Annotated in this window: 31 protein-coding genes; 18 read left to right on the top strand and 13 right to left on the bottom strand. The window is 63.7% G+C overall.

The window, feature by feature from the left end:
* Nucleotides 1–182, top strand: a 182-nt coding sequence (locus tag ACLBX9_RS10355; RefSeq protein WP_447718889.1) for a hypothetical protein, incomplete at its 5' end; no start/stop codon positions are given.
* Between the two features lie 119 nt (nt 183–301).
* Nucleotides 302–529, top strand: coding sequence for a hypothetical protein (locus tag ACLBX9_RS10350; RefSeq protein ID WP_447718888.1), 228 nt, complete (start codon nt 302–304; stop codon nt 527–529).
* Nucleotides 530–591: 62 nt separating this feature from the next.
* On the opposite strand, the gene ACLBX9_RS10345 is transcribed toward ACLBX9_RS10350, so the two are convergent.
* Both ACLBX9_RS10345 and ACLBX9_RS10340 read right to left on the bottom strand, forming a co-directional pair.
* Nucleotides 592–1683 (bottom strand): helix-turn-helix transcriptional regulator, encoded by a 1092-nt coding sequence (locus tag ACLBX9_RS10345; RefSeq protein WP_447718887.1) that lies wholly within the window; start codon nt 1681–1683, stop codon nt 592–594.
* 161 nt (nt 1684–1844) lie between these two features.
* Complete coding sequence (locus ACLBX9_RS10340; RefSeq protein ID WP_447718886.1) at nt 1845–2357, bottom strand: hypothetical protein; 513 nt, start codon at nt 2355–2357, stop codon at nt 1845–1847.
* A 645-nt stretch (nt 2358–3002) separates the two neighbouring features.
* Between ACLBX9_RS10340 and ACLBX9_RS10335 the strand changes: the two genes are divergently transcribed.
* The 3 genes from ACLBX9_RS10335 to ACLBX9_RS10325 all read left to right on the top strand — a co-directional run bounded on the left by ACLBX9_RS10335 (nt 3003) and on the right by ACLBX9_RS10325 (nt 4204).
* Nucleotides 3003–3218: a hypothetical protein gene (locus ACLBX9_RS10335; RefSeq protein WP_447718885.1), complete on the top strand. Its 216-nt coding sequence runs from the start codon at nt 3003–3005 to the stop codon at nt 3216–3218.
* 115 nt (nt 3219–3333) lie between these two features.
* Complete coding sequence (locus tag ACLBX9_RS10330; protein ID WP_447718884.1) at nt 3334–3870, top strand: DUF2059 domain-containing protein; 537 nt, start codon at nt 3334–3336, stop codon at nt 3868–3870.
* Nucleotides 3871–3883: 13 nt separating this feature from the next.
* The gene (locus ACLBX9_RS10325) at nt 3884–4204 is read left to right on the top strand and encodes an HU family DNA-binding protein (RefSeq protein ID WP_447718883.1); all 321 of its coding nucleotides are present in this window, start codon (nt 3884–3886) and stop codon (nt 4202–4204) included.
* A gap of 202 nt (nt 4205–4406) precedes the next feature.
* On the opposite strand, the gene ACLBX9_RS10320 is transcribed toward ACLBX9_RS10325, so the two are convergent.
* Nucleotides 4407–4946: a hypothetical protein gene (locus ACLBX9_RS10320; RefSeq protein WP_447718882.1), complete on the bottom strand. Its 540-nt coding sequence runs from the start codon at nt 4944–4946 to the stop codon at nt 4407–4409.
* 116 nt (nt 4947–5062) lie between these two features.
* Here ACLBX9_RS10320 and ACLBX9_RS10315 point away from each other — a divergent pair, with 116 nt between their 5' ends.
* From ACLBX9_RS10315 to ACLBX9_RS10290, 6 genes are all read left to right on the top strand, one after another.
* Complete coding sequence (locus ACLBX9_RS10315) at nt 5063–5299, top strand: hypothetical protein (RefSeq protein ID WP_447718881.1); 237 nt, start codon at nt 5063–5065, stop codon at nt 5297–5299.
* A 179-nt stretch (nt 5300–5478) separates the two neighbouring features.
* Nucleotides 5479–6647, top strand: a protein-coding gene (locus tag ACLBX9_RS10310; protein WP_447718880.1) for an IS3 family transposase whose coding sequence is annotated in 2 segments (ribosomal slippage) — nt 5479–5746 and nt 5746–6647 — 1170 coding nt in all. Because the reading frame shifts where the segments join, the coding sequence is not laid out codon by codon here.
* 414 nt (nt 6648–7061) lie between these two features.
* Complete coding sequence (locus ACLBX9_RS10305; RefSeq protein WP_447718879.1) at nt 7062–8603, top strand: sensor domain-containing diguanylate cyclase; 1542 nt, start codon at nt 7062–7064, stop codon at nt 8601–8603.
* A gap of 404 nt (nt 8604–9007) precedes the next feature.
* Complete coding sequence (locus tag ACLBX9_RS10300) at nt 9008–9394, top strand: PAS domain-containing protein (protein WP_447718878.1); 387 nt, start codon at nt 9008–9010, stop codon at nt 9392–9394.
* 75 nt (nt 9395–9469) lie between these two features.
* Nucleotides 9470–9712, top strand: a complete 243-nt coding sequence (locus ACLBX9_RS10295) for a transcriptional regulator (protein ID WP_447718877.1) — start codon at nt 9470–9472, stop codon at nt 9710–9712.
* A 381-nt stretch (nt 9713–10093) separates the two neighbouring features.
* Nucleotides 10094–10315, top strand: a complete 222-nt coding sequence (locus tag ACLBX9_RS10290) for a helix-turn-helix domain-containing protein (RefSeq protein ID WP_447718876.1) — start codon at nt 10094–10096, stop codon at nt 10313–10315.
* Between the two features lie 377 nt (nt 10316–10692).
* On the opposite strand, the gene ACLBX9_RS10285 is transcribed toward ACLBX9_RS10290, so the two are convergent.
* From ACLBX9_RS10285 to ACLBX9_RS10250, 8 genes are all read right to left on the bottom strand, one after another.
* The gene (locus ACLBX9_RS10285; RefSeq protein WP_447718875.1) at nt 10693–11043 is read right to left on the bottom strand and encodes a hypothetical protein; all 351 of its coding nucleotides are present in this window, start codon (nt 11041–11043) and stop codon (nt 10693–10695) included.
* Nucleotides 11044–11123: 80 nt separating this feature from the next.
* A complete protein-coding gene (locus tag ACLBX9_RS10280) occupies nt 11124–11288 on the bottom strand; it encodes a Flp family type IVb pilin (protein WP_447718874.1) in 165 nt (54 codons plus the stop codon).
* Nucleotides 11289–11428: 140 nt separating this feature from the next.
* Complete coding sequence (locus ACLBX9_RS10275; protein WP_447718873.1) at nt 11429–11680, bottom strand: hypothetical protein; 252 nt, start codon at nt 11678–11680, stop codon at nt 11429–11431.
* 475 nt (nt 11681–12155) lie between these two features.
* Nucleotides 12156–12593: a MucR family transcriptional regulator gene (locus ACLBX9_RS10270; RefSeq protein WP_447718872.1), complete on the bottom strand. Its 438-nt coding sequence runs from the start codon at nt 12591–12593 to the stop codon at nt 12156–12158.
* Nucleotides 12594–12775: 182 nt separating this feature from the next.
* Nucleotides 12776–12979, bottom strand: coding sequence for a hypothetical protein (locus ACLBX9_RS10265; RefSeq protein WP_447718871.1), 204 nt, complete (start codon nt 12977–12979; stop codon nt 12776–12778).
* Complete coding sequence (locus ACLBX9_RS10260) at nt 12979–13200, bottom strand: hypothetical protein (RefSeq protein WP_447718870.1); 222 nt, start codon at nt 13198–13200, stop codon at nt 12979–12981. The genes ACLBX9_RS10265 and ACLBX9_RS10260 overlap by 1 nt, the downstream gene beginning before the upstream one ends.
* A gap of 348 nt (nt 13201–13548) precedes the next feature.
* Nucleotides 13549–14223 carry a ferritin-like domain-containing protein gene (locus tag ACLBX9_RS10255; RefSeq protein ID WP_447718869.1) on the bottom strand — a complete coding sequence of 225 codons (675 nt, stop codon included), beginning with the start codon at nt 14221–14223 and terminating at the stop codon, nt 13549–13551.
* A 41-nt stretch (nt 14224–14264) separates the two neighbouring features.
* A complete protein-coding gene (locus ACLBX9_RS10250) occupies nt 14265–14972 on the bottom strand; it encodes a ferritin-like domain-containing protein (protein WP_447718868.1) in 708 nt (235 codons plus the stop codon).
* A 310-nt stretch (nt 14973–15282) separates the two neighbouring features.
* On the opposite strand from ACLBX9_RS10250, the gene ACLBX9_RS10245 reads away from it, so the two are divergent.
* Nucleotides 15283–15516, top strand: a complete 234-nt coding sequence (locus tag ACLBX9_RS10245) for a hypothetical protein (protein WP_447718867.1) — start codon at nt 15283–15285, stop codon at nt 15514–15516.
* Nucleotides 15517–16094: 578 nt separating this feature from the next.
* Here the strand turns inward: ACLBX9_RS10245 and ACLBX9_RS10240 are convergent.
* A complete protein-coding gene (locus ACLBX9_RS10240; RefSeq protein ID WP_447718866.1) occupies nt 16095–16217 on the bottom strand; it encodes a hypothetical protein in 123 nt (40 codons plus the stop codon).
* A gap of 153 nt (nt 16218–16370) precedes the next feature.
* Between ACLBX9_RS10240 and ACLBX9_RS10235 the strand changes: the two genes are divergently transcribed.
* The gene (locus ACLBX9_RS10235) at nt 16371–16904 is read left to right on the top strand and encodes a LysE family translocator (protein WP_447718890.1); all 534 of its coding nucleotides are present in this window, start codon (nt 16371–16373) and stop codon (nt 16902–16904) included.
* Between the two features lie 95 nt (nt 16905–16999).
* On the opposite strand, the gene ACLBX9_RS10230 is transcribed toward ACLBX9_RS10235, so the two are convergent.
* Nucleotides 17000–18310 (bottom strand): hypothetical protein, encoded by a 1311-nt coding sequence (locus ACLBX9_RS10230; protein ID WP_447718865.1) that lies wholly within the window; start codon nt 18308–18310, stop codon nt 17000–17002.
* 398 nt (nt 18311–18708) lie between these two features.
* On the opposite strand from ACLBX9_RS10230, the gene ACLBX9_RS10225 reads away from it, so the two are divergent.
* From ACLBX9_RS10225 to ACLBX9_RS10205, 5 genes are all read left to right on the top strand, one after another.
* The gene (locus ACLBX9_RS10225) at nt 18709–19410 is read left to right on the top strand and encodes a recombinase family protein (RefSeq protein WP_447718864.1); all 702 of its coding nucleotides are present in this window, start codon (nt 18709–18711) and stop codon (nt 19408–19410) included.
* 160 nt (nt 19411–19570) lie between these two features.
* A complete protein-coding gene (locus ACLBX9_RS10220; RefSeq protein WP_447718863.1) occupies nt 19571–20254 on the top strand; it encodes a ParA family protein in 684 nt (227 codons plus the stop codon).
* Nucleotides 20254–20610 carry a stability/partitioning determinant gene (locus tag ACLBX9_RS10215; RefSeq protein WP_447718862.1) on the top strand — a complete coding sequence of 119 codons (357 nt, stop codon included), beginning with the start codon at nt 20254–20256 and terminating at the stop codon, nt 20608–20610. The genes ACLBX9_RS10220 and ACLBX9_RS10215 overlap by 1 nt, the downstream gene beginning before the upstream one ends.
* Nucleotides 20611–21233: 623 nt before the next feature.
* Complete coding sequence (locus ACLBX9_RS10210) at nt 21234–21617, top strand: response regulator (RefSeq protein WP_447718861.1); 384 nt, start codon at nt 21234–21236, stop codon at nt 21615–21617.
* A gap of 214 nt (nt 21618–21831) precedes the next feature.
* Nucleotides 21832–23238: a methyl-accepting chemotaxis protein gene (locus ACLBX9_RS10205; protein WP_447718860.1), complete on the top strand. Its 1407-nt coding sequence runs from the start codon at nt 21832–21834 to the stop codon at nt 23236–23238.
* Nucleotides 23239–23259: the final 21 nt, after the last annotated feature.

The raw sequence follows: 23259 nt of genomic DNA, 5'->3' as shown, positions 1-23259 counted from the left end.
CCAGAGTAAACGAACGGTTCACCAACTCAGCGCAATTGCTCGGGTCGCCTCGATCCTACCGCGATGTGGCGACGTTCTACCGGCACACCCACCGGAGATACGCAGCCATGCAGATCCTCAATCTGCTCACCGGACAGATGGTCGAGGTGCGTGTTCCCCGGCCGGGACCGAGGACCGCCTGATCCTCCTGGCAATGCGGACCCACGCATAGCCACTCCCCGGGCCATAAGCGCCTGACCCGGTACCAGCGACCTCAGCCCCGCGGCATAAGCCCGGCCCCGCCACGAGCCCCAGCGAACCGATGACGCTCTCCGATCTCGATAAGCCTGCTGAACTCACCGTGTGGCCCGGCCATACACCGGCCCATGTCGCCGACGCTCGCAGCTTCTCGACCCTGCGCGCGGCTCTGGCCGCAGCGGCCGAGGTAATCGACGCGGAAAACGCGAAGCCCTGGATCATCACCGAGAACGGCGACATTCTGGCGCCCAACTGGATTAGGGCCAACACCGGATCGCGCCGCATGCACTGATTGGCCGAGAGCCGCAGCTCTGCGGTGTTGAGAACACCACCGCCGCCGACGCTCACGCTCAATCAGCCTGCCCCAGAGAGCAGGACGATCCCGTTAAGCAGCGCAGCCAGTTCCGACTGGCGCCCCGTCCCAGTTTTGGCGAACACGGCCTTGAGCTGCGAGCGCACCGTGTTGGCCGACACACCTGTCTGTTCGGCGAGCGTCGGGACATTCAGGCCTCGCGCGACGTCGCGAGCGATGCGAGCTTCGGCTGGCGTCAGATCAAACAGTCCTTGGACGAGCCGTGCATCCGGCACACGATCAGCGTCGAGAGGCGTGACCACGGCGAGGCAAGCGGTCCGCGCGAAGACGTCGCGCGCGTTCCCGAGGACGGGGACGAGGTGAACGATCGCCGCTTGACCGTTGATCCCTGCCGGCAGCGGTATCGAGGCGCCTTGCATCGCGTTTGGCGCAATGCGCCCATTGTCCAAGATCGTGCGCAGGCTAGCGTCAGCTGGTGGATGGGAAATGACCAGTCCAGTCGGCCCATCCTGAAACAAAGCCGGCATATGTCTCACGAAGCGATCGTTCGCCGCCAGGATCCTGCCGCTGAACGATAGGGCGGCCGCCGCTAGTCCAAGGGCTTCCAAATCGCCGACCGTGGCCTCGAACCGCAATTGACTGTACCGCGCCGCCAGGAGTGCCGCACGGGCGAGGTGCGGGCGGTAAGTGTCGAGGTGCTCGGCTTGGGCTCGGGAAAAGGGGCCTTGTCCGTGGCGGCGCTCGATGTTGACCACGAGGGTGTCACCGTTCGGAACCGCGATGGCGGTCCCGAGATGCCAGCCGCCTCCGAGGCGTCGCATGTCGGCGTACATGGGCTCCTGGTCGAGTTCCTCATCGGTGAAGAGATCGAGGTCGGTCAGAAACCCCGCATGATCGCGCCGAACCCCGCGCTCGACCAAGGGGTTTGCCGCCATCCAGCCAGCGGCCAGGAATGCATCGAAAAACGGGGTTGTAGCCTCCGAGGCGGTCCAGCGCGTCGCTTCAGGCGTGGCTGTAAAGAGCATGCCACCCCAAGCGCCCGTCATCTGCGATAGGCGATCGAGCAGCGCTGGCCACGCCTCTGGAATATGAGCAGCCTCATAGATGTCGCCCAGCAAGGTCTCGTCGAGCACGGTCGTAAATAGCCTGATAGCGCTGAGGTTTTGCGCTGGAACGATCTGAAGCCAACTACGTCAGATTGGTTTCGATTGCGTTCGTTCTATCGTCCGACCGTAGACCCTCAGCGCATGGCTCGGCCGCCTCTACCACCCGCGAGAATTCTCACGGAGTCGCTTCAGTCAAGGTCGCCCAATGCCCTCCGGCAGCCTTCGTTTGGTTCCGCTGGCCTCGTTTTCCCCAGAACTGGAACCTCAGTAGGCGTGCTGGTTACGGTTTTGCCCCCTCCCCCTTGAGAGGTGGGGCCGTGATGGCCCTCTCTTCGCGGAGGGGGTCCTGCCACGGTATCCCCATCATGGGACTGCCTTGCAGGCTTTCGAGTGAGCCGGATCCAGCCCTGCCACTCCGGCGAGATGATCCGGAGCACGTTGGTGTCGTTGCGGAAGCCAGTAATCTGGCGCTCCTCGACGGTCAGGAGCCCGAACTGCCGGGCCTCGCGGATGGCGTTCTTCACGGTCGAGCGGCACACGCCGGCCACCGCGGCCATGTTCTCGATCGACAGCCGGCAGTCCTTCCGGCGGGCGGTCTCAGCGGCCACCAAGGCGAGGACCGCCTGCTCTGCCAGCGTGAACCGCACCGCGATGGCCGGTGGGAGCCGCCCAGAGGCCGCCCAGCGGCGATGACGCTCCATCGAGGATCCGTGCGTGGGCGCGAGCCAACGGTCCTCCTGGGCGACCCTACAGCTCCGGAAGCGATCCCAACTTGGATTGGTGAGGTTGCCGAGGGGTTCGAGCCCTGTTCGGGCTTTGACCAGGCGGCTGTAACATGGGTTTGACGCTGCGCCTCAATCAGAACGGACAGCTTCTCGGCCTCGGCCTCCGTCACCTTCCCTTCGCCGTAGGCCTTCCACAGCGCAGCCGTGATAGCCGGCAGCGCGGCGCGCGGGGCCGTCTCCGCCTGTCGGCGGATCTCCTCAGCATAGGTCATCAGTCCCGGTCCCTCACGGGCCGCGGCTAGGATCCAAGCAAAGCCTTCCCGTTGACGGAAGCGGGTTCCGTCTTGACTCCCGAGGGGGTCGTGTGGCTTGTGAGGAGTCGGTGAACGGCCTCACAAGGCCCCAGGTTTTCAGCAGCCTCTTCCTTGCCGGGAAGGGGCTGTTGGCTTTTTAGGGTCTATCTCGCGGCGATGGTCTCCTGAATGGCGGCCGCGACTCGCCGAGGCGAGCATGGCCGTGACCGCCCATCTCGGCCGGGGCGCACCGTTAAGTCAACGCTAAGGGGTATGTCCGGGCATGGCGAATGAGGGGCGGTGGCCGCAATCCCGCGTCGGACTGGCTGTGTCGGTCGCCATCGGTATCGCACTCGCCGGCCTCGGTACGATGGGCTGGCGTTGGAACAGCTACGTCACCGCCGGCGCGTCGCCCTACGACGAGTTCGGGATCGAGGTGAACCGACGCCTGCCTGAGCCGCCCCGCTCGTGGGGCTGCGCCCGCATCAAAGAACGCTTTCCGCGAGCGGTGCCGCCCTATGGATGCCAACCTGGACAAGTCTGAGCCGGCCTTCTGTTACTTAGGGCTGCCGCGCTGTCATTGATCCGCTCCGAAAGTGGGGTAGCAAGCCTCCTGGCCGCGAGGGACTGATCGGCGCGGCTCCCCGATCGGAGCGACCATGCGCCTCTCGACCCTGCTCATCGGCCTGTGTCTCGGAACCGCGCTACCGGGCGCGTTAATGGCCCAACCGGCCCAGAAGCCCGCCCCCGCTGCGGCACCCGATCCCGCTCTCCTGAAGGTCGCACGCGACACGGTAGCTCAGATGCAGGGCGATCGTGCCGCGACGCTCAGTTCAATGGCGGCACCGATGGTCGGCATGATGCAGCAGATCGGCATCAAGGAGCCGGATAAGGCGCAAGTGCTGGTCCAAGAGGTGGTGCTGCCGACCCTGACGGAGCACTACGACGAGTTGCTGGACATCCAAGCTCGCGGCTTCGCCTCGGTGCTGGGGAAGGACGATCTCCAGGCCATCGCCGCCTTTTACGCCACTCCGGCCGGAAAGCACCTCGCGGCAGCTCAGCCACAACTGGCTCAGGCTCAGCTGACGGGCATGCAGCAGTGGATGCAGTCGGTGATGCCCGAAATGCAGGGCAAGATCGTCAAGGCAGTCCAGGCGCACGGTTGGGCGCCCGGTGGACAGGCAAAGCCGCGCTGAACCAAGCGTCGCCATGATCCGGTCCGAACTCGTCGCCCGCATCGCCGAGCAGAACCCGCACCTGTACGCACGGGATGTCGAGCGGGTGGTGGATGCCATCCTCGACAGAATGGTTGCCGCGCTGACGAATGGCGACCGGGTGGAACTGCGCGGGTTCGGCGCCTTCTCCGTTCGAGAAACCAAAGCCCGGATTGCTCGCAACCCGCGTTCCGGCGCCAGCGTGCAGGTGCCGGCCAAGACGCACATCCACTTCGTGCCAAGCAAGCTGATGAAGGCTCGGCTCAACCGCGAGAAGATTGAGCCGGAGGCGGAGCGGCTGCTGCACGTCTCCTGATTGAGAAAAGCCACCCAGCCCGGATGAGGCGCGAAAGGAGAAAACGCCCTCGGCTGGTCACTACAGTCGGGGTCCGAGCCGGGCAGCCTGACCGCACATCACGTTGAGACAGGCGGCACAGGACAGGGGCAAGGGTCGTGCCGAGCAGATCAAGTGTAATTGTCGGCCCTCGCCAGCCTATACGATCCAGTTGGGCGGATAATCACTCCGCGCTCTCAAGCGCCTGCTTTAAGCCCAACCACCCCTTCACCTTTGTCGGAAGGAAGCTCGCGCGTCGCTTTCTCGGGATAGCGGGTCCTCGTGCTGCGTCCAATCGGCTCGCCGCTTCGTCCAGGCCAAGCGGATCTGCCTGTCGGCCGATTGCGAGTACTTCTTCTAAGACGACAAGTCCTCGATCAAAGTCGAGAGGAGTGAGCGTGAACGGATCAATTCTAATTCGCGCGCTGATGTAGTTAGCCCGCTCCCGCTCGACCGCCGAGCTATCTGCGCACGCGAGCCGCATCACGAACGGCATCAGATGCTGTCGCTGCGCATCCGTAGCATTGTCGTTCAATAGCATAGCGAGCTGGCAGATCGGACGCGAGAAGCAGTCCGGCATGGCTTTGACTGAACCGATGCTCTGGTACGGGAAGCCACACGCCACCACCGCCGCCTCGTTGATGCAGGTGCCTCCTTCTGGACCAGGGAATGGGTGCGAGCCCTGGAGAAGCTTCCAGTTCAGGACGTGACTGAAATCGCTCATGGTGGCTAACTCCGTAGCCGCCCCCACCTAGAACCTCTCCCTAGGTGGCCGCTCCGTCAACCACGCAGGTGCTGTCGCTCTGGCGAAGGATCCCAATGCCGCAGCGTCGCCCGCACTTGCGTGACGTGATCCGGCTCGGGACGCCCGAGCAGAGCCGCGATGGCCTGGTGGGTGGCCAACCAGCGTCGGGCGGTCAGCAGCAGGTCAGGACCGGCTACGTCGAGGCTGAGACGGTCAACGCGCTGGTGGGCCACAACCAGCTGGCGGTTCAACCAGCGCACACGCAGCAGCAGGATCAGGAGCCGCGCCGTCGCGGGCCACGAGAGGCGCCGGGCCGCTTCGGCGGTCGCTAATCGGATCGGTAGTGCAGTAGGCATCAGCGCACCTTGGCGAGGTCGAGGAGCGCTACGCCCACGGCGGCCACGATGTTCCCCCGCCCGCGCCAGGGCAGGATCTCAGCCACCTGCCGTGGCTCGCCGTGGACTTGCTCCGCAAAAGTGGAGAGCTCTTTTCCTGAAGGAGGAGGGTTCCGATGGCAGACCGGAAGCAAACCTTTACTCCTGAGTTTCGCGCAGAGGCGGTGCGATTGGCGCCGACGAGCGGGCGGTCCCGCCGGGAGGTCGCCGCCGATCTCGGCGTCGGGCTCTCGACGCTGCGCAACTGGATCGACGGTCGACGTGAGCGGGAGATGGACCATCCGCCGGCCGATCGGCAGGAGGACATGGCCGCCGAGCTCAAGCGCCTGCGGCGCGAGAACGAGGTGCTACGCCAGGAGCGGGAGATCCTGAAGCGGGCCACGGCTTTTTTCGTCAACGAGGGACGTCGATCAGGTTCCAGCTCATCGACGCGGCGAAGAAGGACTTCCCGGTCGCGCGCCTGTGCAAAGTCCTCGACGTCAGTCCGAGCGGCTACTTTGCCTGGAAAAGCCGTCCGGCCTCGAGGCGGCAGCGCGAGGACCTCGTGCTGCTTGCCCATGTCCGATCCGCCTTCACGCTCTCGCATGAGACGTACGGCAGCCCACGCATGACCCACGAGTTGCGTGAGCAGGGTTTGGCGGCAGGCCGAAGACGCGTGGCCCGGCTGATGCGGGAGAACGGGCTCAAGGCTCGCCAGCCGCGCCGCTTCCGGCGCACCACGGACAGCGGCCACGCCTTCCCGATCGCGCCCCACTACCTCGACCAGGACTTCACGGCGGCCGGGCCGGATCGCAAGTGGGGAAGCGACATCTCCTACATCTGGACGCGGGAGGGTTGGCTGTACCTGGCGGTGGTCCTCGACCTGTACTCTCGACGGCTCGTGGGCTGGGCGGCGAGCGACCGTCTTCACAAGGAACTCGCGCTGACCGCGCTGCGACGAGCCCTCGTCGTCCGGCAGCCCGGATCAGATCTGCTCCATCATTCCGACCGCGGCAGTCAGTATTGTTCGAACAAGCATCAGGCAGAACTACGAGGACATGGCATCGTGATTTCGATGTCTGGCAAGGGAAATTGCTTCGACAACGCGATGGTCGAGACGTTCTTCAAGACGCTGATGAGCGAGTTGGTCTGGCGCACCGCGTTCCAGACACGAGCCGAGGCCACCGTCGCGCTGGCCCATTACATCGATGGCTTCTACAATCCCCGCCGCCGTCACTCGGCGCTGGGCTACACCAGCCCTATCCAGTTCGAGAGGGGCTTCACCCACCAAACCGCTCTCCATTAAACCGTAACAAGTCCAGTCCTGATCGCCGCCCCGCATGTAGACGACCTGCGAGCCGGTGATGTTCTCAGGCGCCGCCAGCGACGGCTCGTCGTCCCCGCTGTCCTCGTGGTCGGCGTCGCCGTCCATGCTGTCGCTCGGGCAGCTCTCGACGGGTGAGGGGCTGGCGCTGGGGCAGCAGACCGAACGCCATGCGGACCCTGGCCCACCTCATCCTCGTCGGTACACTGCTCGCGACTGGCACGGCTGTCACTTTGTCGGTCACGCCGGCTCCGGCCTACGCCTGCTTCGGCATGGGCTGTGGAGGTGGACCGCCGTGGTAAGCACCTGCAGCTGATCTGCGCGTGAGGTGAAGGAACCGATTAAGGGACGGGATGCCATAGTCACACCGGTGTGGGCGTAACCGCGAGGTGTCCGATGCCTCCGCTACAGCGACTGGCGCGCCCATTCCGTTTTGCCCGCACCTGGATCACGCTCGGTGTCTTGGCACCGGTCGGCATGCTCGCGGCATCCGGCCTGATGCTGCTCGAGTTGCGGCGGGATGCTTGGGATCGAGCCGAGCAGACCTCCAAGAACCTCGTGCAGGTCCTGGAGCGTGACATCGCCCGTAACGTCGAGATGTACGATCTCTCGATCCAAGCAGCCGTCGACAATCTCAGGACGCCAGGTCTGCCGGGGCTGGCACCGGAGCTGCGTCAGCTCATACTGTTCGACCGTGCCGCAACTGCCCGCGACATGGGTGTGATGATCGTCATCGACGAGCACGGCGACATCGTCGCCGACATCGATGCCGTCCCCCCGCGCAAGGGCAACTACATCGACCGCGAGTACTTCCAGGTCCACAAAGCGCGCGCTGGGCTCGGGCTCTACATCGGTCGGCCGATCATCTCACGCCTGACCGGAGAGCGGATGCTCCCGTTCAGCCGTCGCATCAACAAGCCCGATGGCACCTTCGGCGGTGTCGTTCTCGGCAGCGTGAAGCTGTCTTACTTCACGCGCCTCTTCAGCCAGATCGACCTCGGCCATGACGGCGCGATCAACCTGTACTTGCGTGACGGCACGCGAATCATGCGTCAGCCCTTCGCGGAGGCCGACATCGGCGTGAACATCGCCGGGGCCCCTACCTTCCAGGGCTTCACACGCGAGCGCAGCGGCAGCTTCGTTCACACCTCAGTCCGGGACGGCGTCGAGCGGCACTACCGCTTCAGCCAGGTCGGCGACCTTCCGCTGATCCTCAACGTCGCCCTCTCGACGGCTGAGATCGAAGCCGAGTGGCGGGCGAAGGCGCTCGTGATCGGCGGCATCGTGCTGGTGCTATGCGGGCTCACGATCGCGCTGTCGCTGCTGTTCGGACGCGAGTTGCGCCGCCGCGAAGCCATGCAGGCGGAACTTGAACGGCTGTCGCTGACCGACGCCTTGACGGGGCTGCCGAACCGCCGGGCCTTTGAGAAAGCTGGGTCGCAGAGCTGGGGAGCCGCTCAGCGCGGCGGGAAGCCCATGTCGCTGCTGATCGTCGACGCCGACCACTTCAAGCGCTTCAACGACCGCTATGGCCACCAGGTGGGGGACGAGGTGCTGCAGGGCCTGGCGCGCTGCCTTTCGGCCAGCGTGCACCGTCCAGCAGACCTCGTCTGTCGCGTCGGCGGCGAGGAGTTCGCCCTTCTCCTGCCGGACACAGACCAGGCTGGGGCTCATCGTATCGCCGAGAAGGTTCATGCCGAGGTGTCGATGCTGGCCGTTGGTTCAGCCGGCATCGGCGCTGGGGCCGTGACTGTCAGCATTGGGCTCGCGGCTGCCATGCCGAGCACCAAGGAGGCCAGTGCGTTCGCGGGTCTCTATCGCCTAGCAGACGAGGCCCTTTACGAGGCGAAAGCAGGTGGTCGAAACCAAACCCGATGCGCGAAGCAGCATGATCCGGCTGTCACGCCGCTGAAGCAGATGCTCCGCTTGATGCGTTGAGCAACGTTCGGGAGCAGAACGCTACGTCGGCTCCTGTCCTGCGATCACCCGCAGGGCCTCCAAAGCCTGCCGTCGGCCCTCCTCCGTTCTGATCTCGGACCATAGGCGCAGGCACTCGTCCGCACTCGTGAATTGTCCGGCCGGCGGCTGCTCGATGAAGAATTGTTCGACAGGTACGCCTAGAACGTCGGCGAGTCGGCGCAGACTCGCCCAAGCTGGCTCATCACTTTTTGTCATGACGCCACAAAAATGTCAGCGGGCAGTTTAAGGTTCCACAACCACCAGTGGCGGCTACCACCGAGCTTAGTTGAAATATACTGGTATCGCTCCAGTTGGCCTCGCTGGTCTGAAGCTGAATGCTGGGCTTCAGCCTGTTGTGAGGCCGAGGCTGAGGAGTGTCTAGGATGATCTTCGTCGCCAAGGCGGACGGCGGCGTGACCTACGTCAGCCCCGAGTGGACCGCCTACACGGGCCAGCCAGCGGCTGAAGCCGTCGAGCACGGCTGGTTCAGGTGCATGCACCCTGAGGACTATCAGGCCGCGGTCACGTTCCTGCGCGAGGCTCGCGACCAGCAGAGCGAGTACAGCCTGCGCGTTCGCCTGCGCCGCGCCAACGGCGTCTACGTCTGGGTGATGATCGGCGCTGTTCCATCCTACGGCCCCCCGGATCACAGGTTGAGCCGCTTCGCGCCGGCAGAGATAGGACCAAACCGCCTCCATGATCCGCCCCCCCTTACGTGGGGCCCGATCAGTGCGGGGAGACATAGGCTTGGCCCTCAGGGTGGCATGTGAAGAACTCTGAGTGTAATGCGGCTTTCCTGAAGTGTCAAAATCTGTCAGGTATCGCCATACTCCTGAGGTGTATTTGTGTTGACGGCTGAGCAGCTACGAGCCGCGCGAGCGCTGATCCGATGGGAGCAGTCGACCGTCGCCGAGAAGGCCGGGGTCTCGGTCGAGACCGTGAAGCGGCTTGAGAAGTTGGACGGCCCTCTGCTGTCCACGAAAACAGCAACGCTCCACGCGCTTGAGGCTGCATTCCAGGTTGCAGGTGTCGAGTTCACCAATGGCGGCGAGCCAGGCGTGAAACTGCGGCGGAAGGTCGAGGGGTGATAGGCCGCCGCTTATCTGCGATGGGTGTCGCCCTCGTCTTCGTCGGCTCGGCGCGAGCGCTTGAAGCTGCGGGCGTTGAGTATGCCATGGGGGATTGTCTGGTCGCCGCCGCGGTTGCGACGCTGCTCACGGCCTCATGGCCTGCGTCATGAATGTCAAACCGGAGTTGATCGCGTAGAACAGAGCGGATTGAAACAAAGCCCTGGGCACTGGGGGTTGCACACGTGATCAGTAGCTACTTGTGGCTCGCGGTCACTACGCTAGCTCTCATCATCGGCATTGGCATCGCTATCTATTTCGTAGTCGCACGACACGATTGACCCTACGTAGGGGAGTGGTTGGCAAGTCGAGCGCAAGAGAGGCGCACTAGGAGCGCAAGGGGTGATCACGGGCTCGCATCTTTTCAAGGCGCGCATCTCAATCGGCTGGACACCTGCGGAGTTGGCCAAGCGCGCCAAGGTGCCTCTGAGTGTCGTGGCACGAGCCGAGGGCAGTCCGGGTGAGCCGGTGGTCACCATCTCGCAGTTGGATGCGATGCTGGAAGCCTTGCGCGCTGCCGGCGCCTACTTCCCGCCTACCGACCTGCCGCGAGGCGGCACATAAAAAGCGGCCCCATTTTTATTCGGAATAGGGGCACTCGCTGGGTAGCGCGCCCATCTACGCGACCCCAAAAAGCCTCTTTTCCAATGCGGACGAAATAGATTTAGGGCGCGATGACGGGAACTTGCGCGGAGCATCTTCATGATGGCCCGGTCGCTGCTACGCAGCAGCCAGCCCCAGGGCACGCGGTGACACCTTGCTCTGAGGCTGAGAGCCCGCCCGATCTGTCATCGTGGTGGGCGCTCCTATGTCTGCGGCGCTGATACGTTTGATATCGCGCCTCTCCCTTCCATCTCGGGGGCGTGGCAACCTTCCGCCCGCCCGGTTCGCCGTGGCGGGCTTCTTTGTGGCCTGCTTTGCTGACACCGTGCAGTCGCGCTCTAATTGCAGGTCAACTTCCGGCCTTCCGCCATGCCGACCTTCCGGTAGTGTTCCAGCCCGGACTTGATTGCTCGACCTATGACCGCCCGGCGCACGTCTGGATTGCAGCGCAAATACTCTTCCTCGTTGAAAGCGTAGTCGCCCCGCCCACCTCGCGAGCCCCGGTCATAGTCGCGGTCGTAATCGCGGCGGTCACGGTCTCCGTAACCTCGATCTCCGTTGCCCCTGTCACGGGTGCCGTAGTCGCCGCGATCGTAGCCATAGTCGCGGCCGCCGTAGGGCTGCGCAATGGCTGGAGCTACGCCGCTTAGTAGAGCCACTCCGAGGACGGTTGCGGAGATCATCTTCATGTCGCGTTCCTTGCCGTTGAAGAGTCGGCAACGCGCTCGGCGGTTGATGGTTCGCCGGCACCCATCGTGTGGAGCACGCTTCAATTCAGGTTGCTGGAGATCGCGGTGAATTTCGCGGCAAGTCGCCCGCCCACGAGCCTTAACGAGGCAATAATGGCGATCGCAATTAGGGCGGCGATTATACCGTATTCTATTGCAGTGGCGCCAGTCTCGTCGCGTATAAACCGCCGTAACAGCTGAGGCATCGCACCGACCCATCGCAATACTGGAGCATCACAGCTCTGTGATAGCGGCGGCGCGTTTACGGTTTGTGAAGAGACACCGATGCCCGGCAGCAGGAGCTCCCCTGCTTCATCAGCCGTAGATGTTGGCTTCGTGACGGCGGTCAGTCGATCGCCTGCGGATGTGGCGATGGCGTTCCGAGATAGGTCGCGACAATCAGCGGGCAGCCATTGTGTGGCTCGTCGTGCCGCATCACGGGCCGGTGCGGCCGCAGGTGATGGCTATAGATCCGCTCACGTCCGTGGCAGGCGGGGCAGCGCTTCAGGGCATCGCGACACCGCTCGTGCGCCTCGACCAGCGATACCGTTCGCCAAGCGCCATCAATCTTCGCTTCGCAATTCGGGTTCTTGATCATCGTCCTGCTGGTGACACTGCGCTGCCGTCCGCCGGCACCGGTATGACGCATAATCGGTGGAGCAATTCAGCGCCGCTTGCAGTGCGCCGGTTGGTGCGGTGGCTGGTCGAGACCGCCTAACCTGTGCAGCTTACCCTGTATGGAGGATGCGGCGTAGGTTACGGCTACGCTATAAAGAGACTTCTGAAGCCCCAGAAAGGGGATCATTATGTCTCTAGCCAAACACGGCGACGGCCGGCCGGCCCAGCGCTGGTCCAAGCCTGAGCAACCGCCGGCCTCACGCCGCGGACGCGAACACTGGGTCGTGCGCTGGATCGGCGCCGCCAAGCGCCGCGCCACGAAGCTGGTCGAGACGCCCGCGATCACAGCGCCGAGCGCTCAGGTCGTCCAACTGAGCTGGACCGACACGTGCGGCCGGCCCTCGCATGTGGCGGCCCTACGCCCTGCTGGAGCGATCGTGCGGTTCGCACCGTTCCTATGCTGACCGGCGTGCCCCTGGGACGCCGAGGCCGATGGCCTTGGCGAGGGCGGAGCGCTGCTCGGCGTAGCTGGGGGCGACCATCGGGTAGTCGACCGGCAGGCCGTAGCGGTCTCGATAGCTCTTCGGGTCGAGGCCGTGGCTGGTCAGGTGGCGCTTGAGCGTCTTGTAGGTCTTGCCGTCGATGAAGCTGACGATGCCGTCGGGCCGGACCGACTTGCGGATCTGGGCGGCTGCCGGCCTCTCGATCTCGTCAGTCGAAATGGCTGCCTCGGATGCGCCGCCCGAGACCAAAGTGGATATCGCGCCGTGCACGCCTTGGATCAGCTTCGGAAGCTCAGCGACGGGGACGGAATTATTCGAGACATACGCGGCAACAATCTCACTGGCCAGTTCGGTTATATCCGGCAGGCGATCTAAGGTTTTTTGAGTCACTTCGCTGATCCCAACGGCATTGAGGCACACGAAATGTGGGCACTTAGGAGCGAATGCAACTTGAGACTCGAAGAATGGCTGACATTACGGCCCTGCTAGCAACGCATAACAGGCACAGCGTGAGCGATATTGTTCGGTCGTTCGGAAGTTGAGAGATCGGTCGAGCGGCTCGGCGGCTGCGCTTAAGCCGACGCGATCAGCATCCAGTTGCGGGCCAGCGCCAAGCGATCATCGTCCTGTGCCAGCGGCATGTCGGCCACGACCTTCTCGACGACCTGGCGTGTGGTCGCCTCGTCCAGACCGACACCACGGGCGGACCGATCGAGGCGACGTATTATGTGCTGGATCACGGCGCGCTCATGTGCAGCTTCGGGGTCATCGCCCATCAGCTTGCCCGCTTTGCACTCCAGCTGCCGCTACACTCCGCTAGGCCACCGGATGTGCGCCATGTGCCGCTACCGCTGCCCTTCGCAGTTAGGCTACCGGCAATCGGCACTCTGTTCGAACCCTTGTTGATCATGGCCTGCACGGAGCCGCTGGCCGAAACCCCGCCATCGATGTCGATCTCCTCGCCGGGGATCGAGGCATCACTGTCCTTGATCTTCACCTGATAACTCGTTCTGGCCGAGCAGGGTCCCTGAGCCGTAGTCGCAACGATGGTCCAAGAACCGTCGTACCGGTTCGGCACGCGCACCTTCTTCGTCGCAGCGTCGGCCGGGCTCAGAGCGGCCGCCGCCAAACCAGCCGCGAGGATCAAGAGAGAGGTACGTGCCACAGATAGCTCCGACCGTTGCGCCGCCGGGGTTGACCACACCCTCGAAGAACGGAGACATCGGCTTGATAGTTTCAGAAGCTGCGCGACGCGGTTGATGCCGCGCCACCAAAGCATCGAGGACGAGATCGGTCGACGCATCGCCCCATCGCGCCGTCCTAACGTCACAAACGCGCAGCGCTTTCAGGCACTTCCAGCCAGGAATGGCGCGGCCGCAGCCAACACCGCCGCCTTGGTCAGCGGCGCGTCGAAGGCGCCGTCCCAGCCGACGAAACCGCGCACCCGCCGCACCTCCGCGGCGTGCCGCGCTTCGACGGAGTGGATCTGCAGCGCCGTCGTCAGCACCGGCGTGCCCTGCAGATTGCCGGCCTGACCCTTGTACGCCGCCACCCCGAGATCCTCGAACGTACTCGACAACGTCGTGAACGTGTCGAAGTTCGCGAACACGTCCGGGTACTTGCCCTTAGCCGTGAAGTCGAAGGCCGGCGACGGGATCGCGGCACCGCCGAGCACACCCAGCAGGAGTCGCACGTGCTCGGCTTCATGGCGGGCGAGCTGCGTGAACACAGGCCGGTAACGGGCTGGGATGAGCCCACGGGTAGCCAAGCCCGTGCGGTAGAATTCCGCCTCCAGGTACTCCAGTGTCAAAGCGAACCGGAGCACGTCGACGACCTGTCCCGGCAAGCCCTGCGCGAAGACCTTGGTGGTGGCGACCGCTAGTACCGTCGGTGCGCTGGCGAGCGCGCCGAGCGTGCCGGCGGCGCGGGTGAACAGGCCCCGGCGCGAGGTCATCCGGGCGGTGAGGTCGGGGTCGAGGGTCTCGATCAGCGTGGGCGTGGCAGGCATGGATGCGGTCATGGCGGCGTCCTCTGTGGCGGGTGCGAGCATCGACTCGGCGATCACGGCAGCTGGCTCGCGCTGACCGGGGTGAGGACGAACGGCACCACCTTGGGCAGCACCTGCGACGGCACGAGCGCACGGTCCAAGCCGTTGCCGTCCACGATGTCGTTGCCGGCGAACGCCGCGCTGTACGGGTTGAGCATGTCGCGGATCGTGGCGGCGTGGCGCGCCTCGACCGAGACGATCGAGCCGGCCTTGGCCAGGAAGTCCGGGTTGCGCAGGAGCTGGCCGGCGCCGTTATAGGCGGCGACCCCGAGATCCTCGAAGGTGCGGGCGGTGCCGAGCACGCTCTGGCGGCTGGCGAAGTTGACCCGGCCGAAGTCGACCTGCAGGTCCGGGATGGCGTTGCCGCCGAGCGCGGAGCGGAAGAACTCGCGGTGGGCGACCTCGTGGCTCTGGATGCCGGTGAGGCTCTGCTCGTCGGACGGATTGAAGCCGCGATAGGGTTGCTGCAGCACCTGGGTGTAGAAGGCGGCCTCCAACTGCTCCAGGGCGTAGGCGTAGTTCAGGACGGCGAAATCCCCCTGACCGAGGTCGACCGAGCCGCCGGCGAGCGTGGCGCCACGCTGAGCGAAGGCTTCCGCGAGGTTCAGCTCAAGGAAAGCCGTTGAGGCGACCAGTATGCCGGCCGTCTTGAGCAGGCCACGGCGCGATCGCTGGGTAATCTCACGCGGGATATCGCATTCTGGTTGAGCTGAGCGGATCACGAGCACCTCCCAAGTTTGGCGACATCGTGGGCGCCGCGGGAGAGGCTGCGACGCTCTGTTCAAGCGCGCCAATAATGTAGATTAGTATATAATCGAGAAATCATGCCGGGCTCGAAATTTTTTGCTCCATGTCGAAAGTCGTCTGGCGCGTGAAACTTTCTCGCTGGGCCATCCGTAAAAGCAGGTTTTGCCTATCCATCATTTGATGTGTAGAGCATGAAATTCCTTCTTACTCAGGAACATGGACACGTGTTGCGGGCTTTGATGAGCCATGCGGACGATCAGTCCGTGCTTTGTGAGGAGACGTCACATGAAGAGGATGATGTTCGCGCTTGCCGCCGCCACCCTGCTTGGTGGCCTCACTCTGGGTGTCGGTTCTGCTTCAGCTGCCCCGATGTCCGCCAGCGGTCTTCAAACCGGCCAACGGGGGATCACCCAAGTGCGCATGACCAGCAGCGAGCGCATGATGATGAAGAAGCGCATGATGCGGAAGAAGATGATGAAGCGCCGGATGATGAAGAGGCGCATGATGAACCGCATGTAACGGCTCGCCGGTAAGACGGGAGGGCTCCTATCGAGCCCTTCCACCACGTCGCTTTGCCTGATCAAGAAAGCCCACACCTTGTCCCGCACCTATAGGCTCGCGGCGGTGCCCTGCTCATCACATCAAGGATGCTTCCGCTGGGTCGTGTCGTCTTCGGACGGCCTCTTCTCCGAGCAATCGACCTACCCTTACGCGACCAAGGCAGCCGCCATGATCGTGGGCCAGATCCGAATAGCCGATCTGAGCGCGGGCCGACCGGGACCGAAGCCGAGTCGGCGTCGTCCCTCCCAAGCTTGAGGGTGGCGGCCAACATCACGGTGCTCGGGCGCAGCCCTTCTGGCCGCAGATGTAGGTGCCAGTCTCCGTCTGCATGACGCATGTGCGGTCTGGCGTCGGGATCTCGGCGCGACGGTCATGCTCGACCCACCGCTTCACGAAGGCTGCAGAGCAAGACGGTAGTGGGGTGATTGCCTCGGACGAGTTCGGCACCATCAGCACGGCGACTGCCACAAAGACTCCGACGAAGCGCATCGTCCTCTCCCTAACAAGGTGCACCCGACCGGCCCCCCGTTCACTTCTCAACCGGGAAGCCCATGATGACGGCCGTCTTCACCATCGTGCGGCGCAGGCCCGGGCGCGGTGTCCTTGTCGGCCAGCAGTTTTTTTTTGGCCTGCGGATGCTGCTCGATGGCCTTGGCCACGTCGATCCGGTGGTGCGATACGCCTCTCACCACACCAGCCTGTTAAACAGCGGACCTTCATGCTTGCGTCCCTGAACCTACCCCTCATCTTCGGCTGCCTTGATCGCCAGCGCCAGTCCTGGTCCGGCGACGCTGGCCATCGCGGACACCTCGATGCAGGCGGGTCGGCGAGCCGGATTGGCTCTCGCCCTCGGTGTGGCAACCGGCTCTCTTGCGTGGTCGGTCGCAGCAGCCGTAGGGCTCGCGGCGATCATGGTCTCAAGCGCGTGGGCGTTTGAGGCGATGCGCTACGTCGGTGCCGCCTACCTCCTATTCTTGGCCTACAAGTCGGCGAGAAGTGCGATCCTTGGTTCTACCCGCACTGTGCAGGCGAAGCTCGAACCCTCGTTCGCCCGCTCTTATGCTAAAGGTCTGGCCCTGCACCTTACCAACCCGAAGCCGGTGCTGTTCTTCGGCTCGCTCTATACACTTGGTATCTCGCACCAGACCGCGCCCCTCGACCTTGTCCTCGTGATTGTGGCCATCGGCGTACAAAACACGCTGACGTTCAGCCTCTATGCGTGGTTGTTCTCGAACGGCCGGGTATCGCGTGGTTACGTGCGACTACGGCGCTGGTTCGAAGGAGCTTTCGCCTCGGTGTTTGCGGGGGCAGGCCTGAAGGTGCTGACCGCGCGCATACCAACGTAGCGGCCGGCCTGCCGAGTTTGGCTTTGAAGCGGCATGGCATAGCATGTCTCCACCACTCGCGACCGGATCGGGCGGCGGAGCCGAGTAGATTTCGTCTATCTTACTACCCCCGCGCTGCGGACTAATCCCGCTTCAAACCGAGCGGGATCGATGCGAGTGACAATGACCCCATGTTCGGGGCTTCCGTCGAAGCTGGCGAAATAGAAGCGGCCAGCCGCGTCCCAAGCATTGAACCCGGTATGAATATGCAGATGCTCCAATGCCGGATCGAGTTCGGCCATAGTACAGAGCCGCTGTGTCCGGCCGCTCGCGAAATCGAAATGGTACAGCATCGTATCTTCGCTTGGCCGTGGGGACGTACTAGTGCCGACGTAGGCACTCTTACTGTCAGGGCTTGCAGCAAATAGCCAGAACTCGACGCCGCCCCAACCCGCCGTCTTGCCTGTTTCCACCTGACCCAGGTACGTCCACGTATGCGCGTCTTGATCGAAGTGATAGACGTGGCCGCGGTCGTCGCCAAACACGCACCACTTGCCCCCGTCCATGCACTGGCCGGTCTCTAAGGCCAGGCCATCCTTCAACAGCCAGTCCTTCTCCTTACCGAAGCCGGTCTCGGGATCATAGTAGTGTACGTGGTCGTGTGCTGATGGTTCATCCCAGTTGCTGGCCGTGAAGTAGAGGCGGCCATGGGTGTCCACCCACATCACCCGGCCTGTGTACACGTAGGGCTGCTTGTATGAGGTCGGACGACCGAGGTCCTGAGTTCGTCCGCTCGCAACGTCGTAGCGGTAGATCGCACCGGTGGGCACGCCTGCGCCGTAGATGACGTTGCGGGCCGGGTCGGAGGCCAAGGTGACGAGGTTGCCATGAGGCACCGCGCTTCCACCGGGCTCGGACGCGCTCAGATCCGCGAAGCTGTCGTGGGCGCGATCGTAGGCGTACCAGTGGAAGCCGCGCCGTTCGAGGTAGCCCGCGTCGAGGTCCGAGCGATCCATGGTCGCGACATAGATTTTGCCGTTGTGCCAGAGCGGCCGCGTGTGGAATTTCTGAGCGGTCTCCCCGGGCAGCCAATTATGGGCGGCCTCCGACGCGGAGCGCGCATCACCGACGTACCGCAGCGTGCCCGTCTGCGCGTCGATGCGGTACAGGGCTGCGTTCGTCTTGTGATCCATGCCACCGATGTAGATGCCGCCGTCAGGTGCGGAGCCGGTCGCGTGCCAGCTCTGGGTAGGATGCAGACCGTTTGGCGTGTCCGGCAATCGCCAGTGCCACGTGCCGTCGAGCGTTCCTGCCCAACCCGCGTCGATCTTTTGAGGTTGTGAGGTCTGTGGTCCGGAGGCTTGGCCCGTGGTGGACAGAGCGAAGCAGGCGAGCATCGCGCTGAAGCAAATGAGCTGACGCAGCATGGCATTCGTTCCCGAGAGGCGAAGCACTCTGTGACCACTGCGCTTCCGTTCTGTGTCGGCAGGCTAACACCTGCTCGCGTGCTCCTTCCCTACCCGGTCATTCAAGCCGCAAACCGGCGTCCCAGGCGACAAGAGGTTCCGCGATGTGCGGGCCCACGGCTGCAGCCCTTATCCTCGACTCGTCGCCCTCGCTTAAACCACCCATCGCACTGGCCGGGCGGCCATATCATCACGGATCGCCCGGCCTTGCACACCCTACCGCGTCCGCGGCGGATAATCCTGGGATGGGTTCGAGGCGGCCTCGAGGAAGCCTCAGTGTGTCCGCCGCGTCATCGCGAGCGCGTGTTTCAACCGGTTGAACGACCATTCGATCGGACGAGACACCCCGCAAAATCGGCATGGCTCACACGGGTTTCGTCTCTTACCTGCGGGTCTCGACGGAACGGCAGGGTCGGTCCGGCCTTGGACTGGAAGCTCAACGACAAGCCGTCGCCGACTTCCTCGCAGGTGGTTCATGGAGACACGTCGCCGAACTGGTCGAGGTTGAGAGCGGATCCCGGGATGCCCGCCCTCGCCTATCCGAGGCCTTAGCGCTTTGCCGACTGCATGGGGCAACGCTGGTCATTGCGAAGCTCGACCGCCTTTCGCGTGACGCTGCCTTTCTCCTGAACCTGCAGAAGGCCGGCGTTCGGTTCGTTGCGGCCGATATTCCCGAGGCAAATGAGCTGGTGGTCGGCATCATGGCCGTTGTCGCGCAGGCCGAGCGCAAGATGATCTCCGCTCGGACCAAGGCAGCCCTCGCAGCGGCCAAGGCTCGTGGTGTGCGCCTGGGCAAGCCGGTAAACCCTTTCAATCGTGAGTCCGGCCAAGCACGTGGACGGACCCAGCAGACACATCGGGCGGAGCAGCGGGCTCAGGATCTTGCGCCGATGATTGCGGCCGCTAGGGCTGAGCGTGCTATCTCTCTGCGCCAGATCGCAGCAGTGCTGAATGCACGAGTCATCCCGGCAGCTCGTAGCGGAGCATGGTCGGCAGCGCAGATCCAACGGGTTCTGGACCCAGCGTTCGGCTCGGAAACGGCGCATCGGCTCAATAGCTAGCCGGTAGCTATCAGTTACCTTAAGGCTAGCAGGCGGCTACTTAGTAGGCCAAAGATACTGGCTAGCTATCTAGGCGCTACCAGCTACCATACGATGTCTGCTAGCTAGCTGTTAACCTGCGCGTGACGTGGTGAGTGCGGCGTCCGAGATCGGAGGAACCATGCCCGTCATAGCCTTTGCCAACCCGAAAGGAGGCTCCGGCAAATCGACCAGTGCGCTGCTGCTGGCGACCGAGCTAGCCATAAAGGGTGCTTCCGTCACCATCATCGACGCTGACCCGGAGCGTTGGATCAGCCAATGGGCGAAGCTCCCCGGAAAGCCGGAGAACGTCACGATCATCAGCGACGTGACGGAGGAGAGCATCGTAGACGCGATCGATAGCGCGGAGCGCGAAGCGGCCTTCGTGATCGTTGACTTAGAGGGTACGGCTAGCTTGTTGGTAGCCAATACCATTGGCATGGCCGACCTAGTGGTGATCCCCACTCAGGGATCGAGCATGGATGCTAAGGGAGCGGCAAAGACGATCCGCCTCATCCGCAACTCGGAGAAGCTGTCGCGGCGGCGGATTGCTCATGCGGTCCTGCTCACTCGTACCGGCGCGGCCGTGACGTCCCGTGCCTTGCGCAACGTGCAGGAGCAGTTGCAGGCCGGCGGCATCGAGATGTTCGAAACGGCGGTGGTGGAGCGGGCTGCCTTCAAGGACCTGTTCGATTTCGGCGGTACACTGTCGGGGTTGGCCGCAGCGCAGACGAGCAACCTCGAAAAGGCCATTCAAAACGCTCGCGAGTTCGCAGGGGAGGTGGTCTCGAAGCTGAAGGCAGCGAGCGCGAGGACTGCAGCGTGATGGCCGGCAAGGAACGCGCCTCTCTAGGCTTTGGCGACGAACTTGACGACATCGATCCGTCCGCCTGGGCCAAACCAAAGCCCCGGGATGACAAGCCTGCACCCGAGGTGACGAGGCAGGCCGCCGAAGCGACCGGCTTCCGTAGCCGGGAACCCGCCAGGACCGAGCAGGCGCCGGCGACACCTCGGCAGCAGCGCCGCCGCCGGACTGGCCGCACTGCCCAGCTGAACCTCAAACTGAAGCCGGAGACGATCGAGGCGTTCATCCGAGTTGCGGACGCAAATGGCTGGGGGCTCGGCGAGGCGTTCGAACGCGCCGTCGATTTGCTCGCGCAGAACGGCACCGATGAACGATAGCTGATAGCTACCAGCTTAAACAATGGACCGGCGGTGCATCGGAAGCGGGATCTGACAGGTAGCAATAGAAGCCGTACGGCGTCTCTCGTCAGTCCTCGGGCGTTACGCAGGTCCCCATAAAAGCCTTCCGCTCCGGCCCTTCCTTGAGCTTCTGATTGTCTGCCCGTTGCCGGCAGCGATCGAGCACCGCCGGGTCGACGGCTGATGCCGCTTCTTCGCCGGCAGATGTCGTGCCTTGAGCGGGCTTTCCGGCCGGTTCTTGTGTGCTCTGAGCAAGCCCTACCGTGGGAAGGCAGGCGAGGGTAGCTAGAGCGGTGAGGAGCGCGAGCGAGCGTCGCATGAGAGTTTGCCTGAATTGCTTCCGTCAGGCGAGGTCGTGGACGCTATCTGCGGCGAAGGTTCGACACGGTGCTTGGCACAGGTAAGCGGCGATCGACTCGGCGATCAGCAGCTTCGCGATCGCTGCAGCGCTCAGGACTGGCGAGACCTGCGCCGGCTGATCCTCTCAATCAGCTCGGTCCAAAGCCAGCCGGTCAGGCCAACATGAGCCCGTTCATCGTTCGCTTCATATTTGATCCTACAGAGAGGCTCAAAGGCCTAATGCCCCACTGTGGCGATCCCGTATGACCCTCGACTTCAGCATGCCGGTCCTGGTCGTGGACGACTACCAGACCATGATCCGCATCATCCGCAATCTGCTTAGGCAAATTGGGTTCTGCGACGTTGATGACGCCTCCGACGGCGCCGCCGCTTTGGCGCGGCTTAAGGGCCGTCAATACGGATTGGTGATCACAGATTGGAACATGCAACCGATCACCGGCTACGAGCTACTCCGCCACGCCCGCGCCGAACAAAGGCTGCAGACTATACCGTTTATTATGGTCACGGCAGAGTCGAGAGTGGAGAACGTCATCGCGGCCAAGATTGCCGGGGCGAACAACTACATCGTTAAACCATTCACCATTCAAACGCTCAAGTCTAAGATCGAATCTGTACTTTTTAGATGAAAATCAGTGCATCGCCATTTCTCACAGTACTACGATGAATTTCTAGCTATCGGGTGGGCAAGGCCACTGCGCTTGTCCATCAGTTTTCGAAGAACTGAGCCGAGGCTCAGGACGGCACTACGCCCGTGAAGGGGCGGTCAGAAGCGGCTAGCCAAAAATAGGTCCTTAACCGAAGATCGTCATCGTCACGGCAAAACTGTTTCGGAAGCGCGTGATGATCGGCCTCTCGTTCCGCCATTCGACCAAGCCATTGGCGCAAACTGAAGCCGGCAGCGCCGAACGACTCCGGCGCGCTGAGGAGCAGCGGCTGCTCACCGCCGTGGAGCGGTTGGCCGCGACCCAGGATTTGACCATCGCCGATTTGCCGGATGGTCCTCTGCGGGACTTGCTCTCGCGACTACTTATGCACGGCCGCAGAGAGCGGCATACCCACCTGGGCGCATTGGCGAGCGCGGCTCACGAAGCCTCCGAGGCGGCCACCAACGTCGGCTGGACCACCCACGACGTCGGCCAGGTCGCCGACTCGGCTCAGACCATCGCCAGCGCCACCGAGGAGATGGTCGCCTCCATCGCACAGGTCGCCGACACTTCGGAGGCCGCAGGTAGTTCGGCAGATGCTGCCCGCAGTGCCATGCTGGCATGTCTCGGCGAGCTTCAGCAGGTTCGGCAAGCGATGCAGGCCATCGACGCGCGCACCGCGCAGATCGACCAGCGGCTCGGCGTCCTGCGGGGTGCAGTCGCACAGATCGGCAGTATGGCCGGCACCATTGCCAACATCTCCGGTCAAACCAACCTTCTCGCGCTCAACGCCACGATCGAAGCTGCCCGAGCCGGGCTAGCAGGCAAGGGCTTCGCGGTCGTCGCATCCGAGGTGAAGGCACTATCCGCCCAAACTGCCAAGTCGACGGACGAGATCCGCACCTGGCTTGGGACGCTGCAGGCCGAGATGGGTCAAATTGGGCATGCCGTGAGCGACAGCCGTGCCGCGGTGGCCTCCGGTGCGGCCACGGTGGAGAAACTCGGCGCCTGTGTCGAAGAGGCCGATGCCGGCATCCGTCAGACCAGTGATTTGAACCGCGCCCTATCCGAGACCCTCGGTCAGCAGCGGCAAGCCACGCAGGAAATCGCGCAGAACGTGCAGGGCATCGCCGAGAAGGCGACCAAGACCCGCGACGAGATCGCGAACATCACCGAGCGTCTCGTGAAGGCCGAGAGCGCGGCCCAGAAGGCGCTTGATGCCGTCGAAGACACAGCCCCATCCTATGCGCTCGTGCGGCTGCCGGCTGATGTCGGCGCGTGGAAGCGGCGGCTGGCGGGTGTCCTATTGGGCCGCGCCGTGCCAGACATGGACACTGCTACGATGCGGTACCCTTCAGCATCGACGCTTGCTAACCGGCTGAAGGGCACAGCGTTGGAACAGCATGCAGCGGTCACGCGACTAGTCCGAGCGGAGCAGCTGGCCCATACCGAGGCATCGCGGATGATAGCGGCACTGGCGAAGCGAGACTGGGACACGGGCACCCCGGCCTTCAGCGCCGCGTCGGATGCGATGACGGAGATGCTGGCTGCATCAGGTGATGTGATTGCGGCCGATGCAAACGGTAGGGAAGGAACTCTCTAATCGACGCAGCCAGGGCGCGAC

It is taken from the genome of Methylobacterium sp. A49B, from assembly GCF_053346215.1.
The sequence above is the reverse complement of the archived record's forward strand: the minus strand, read 5'-3'. Positions and strand labels throughout refer to the sequence as shown.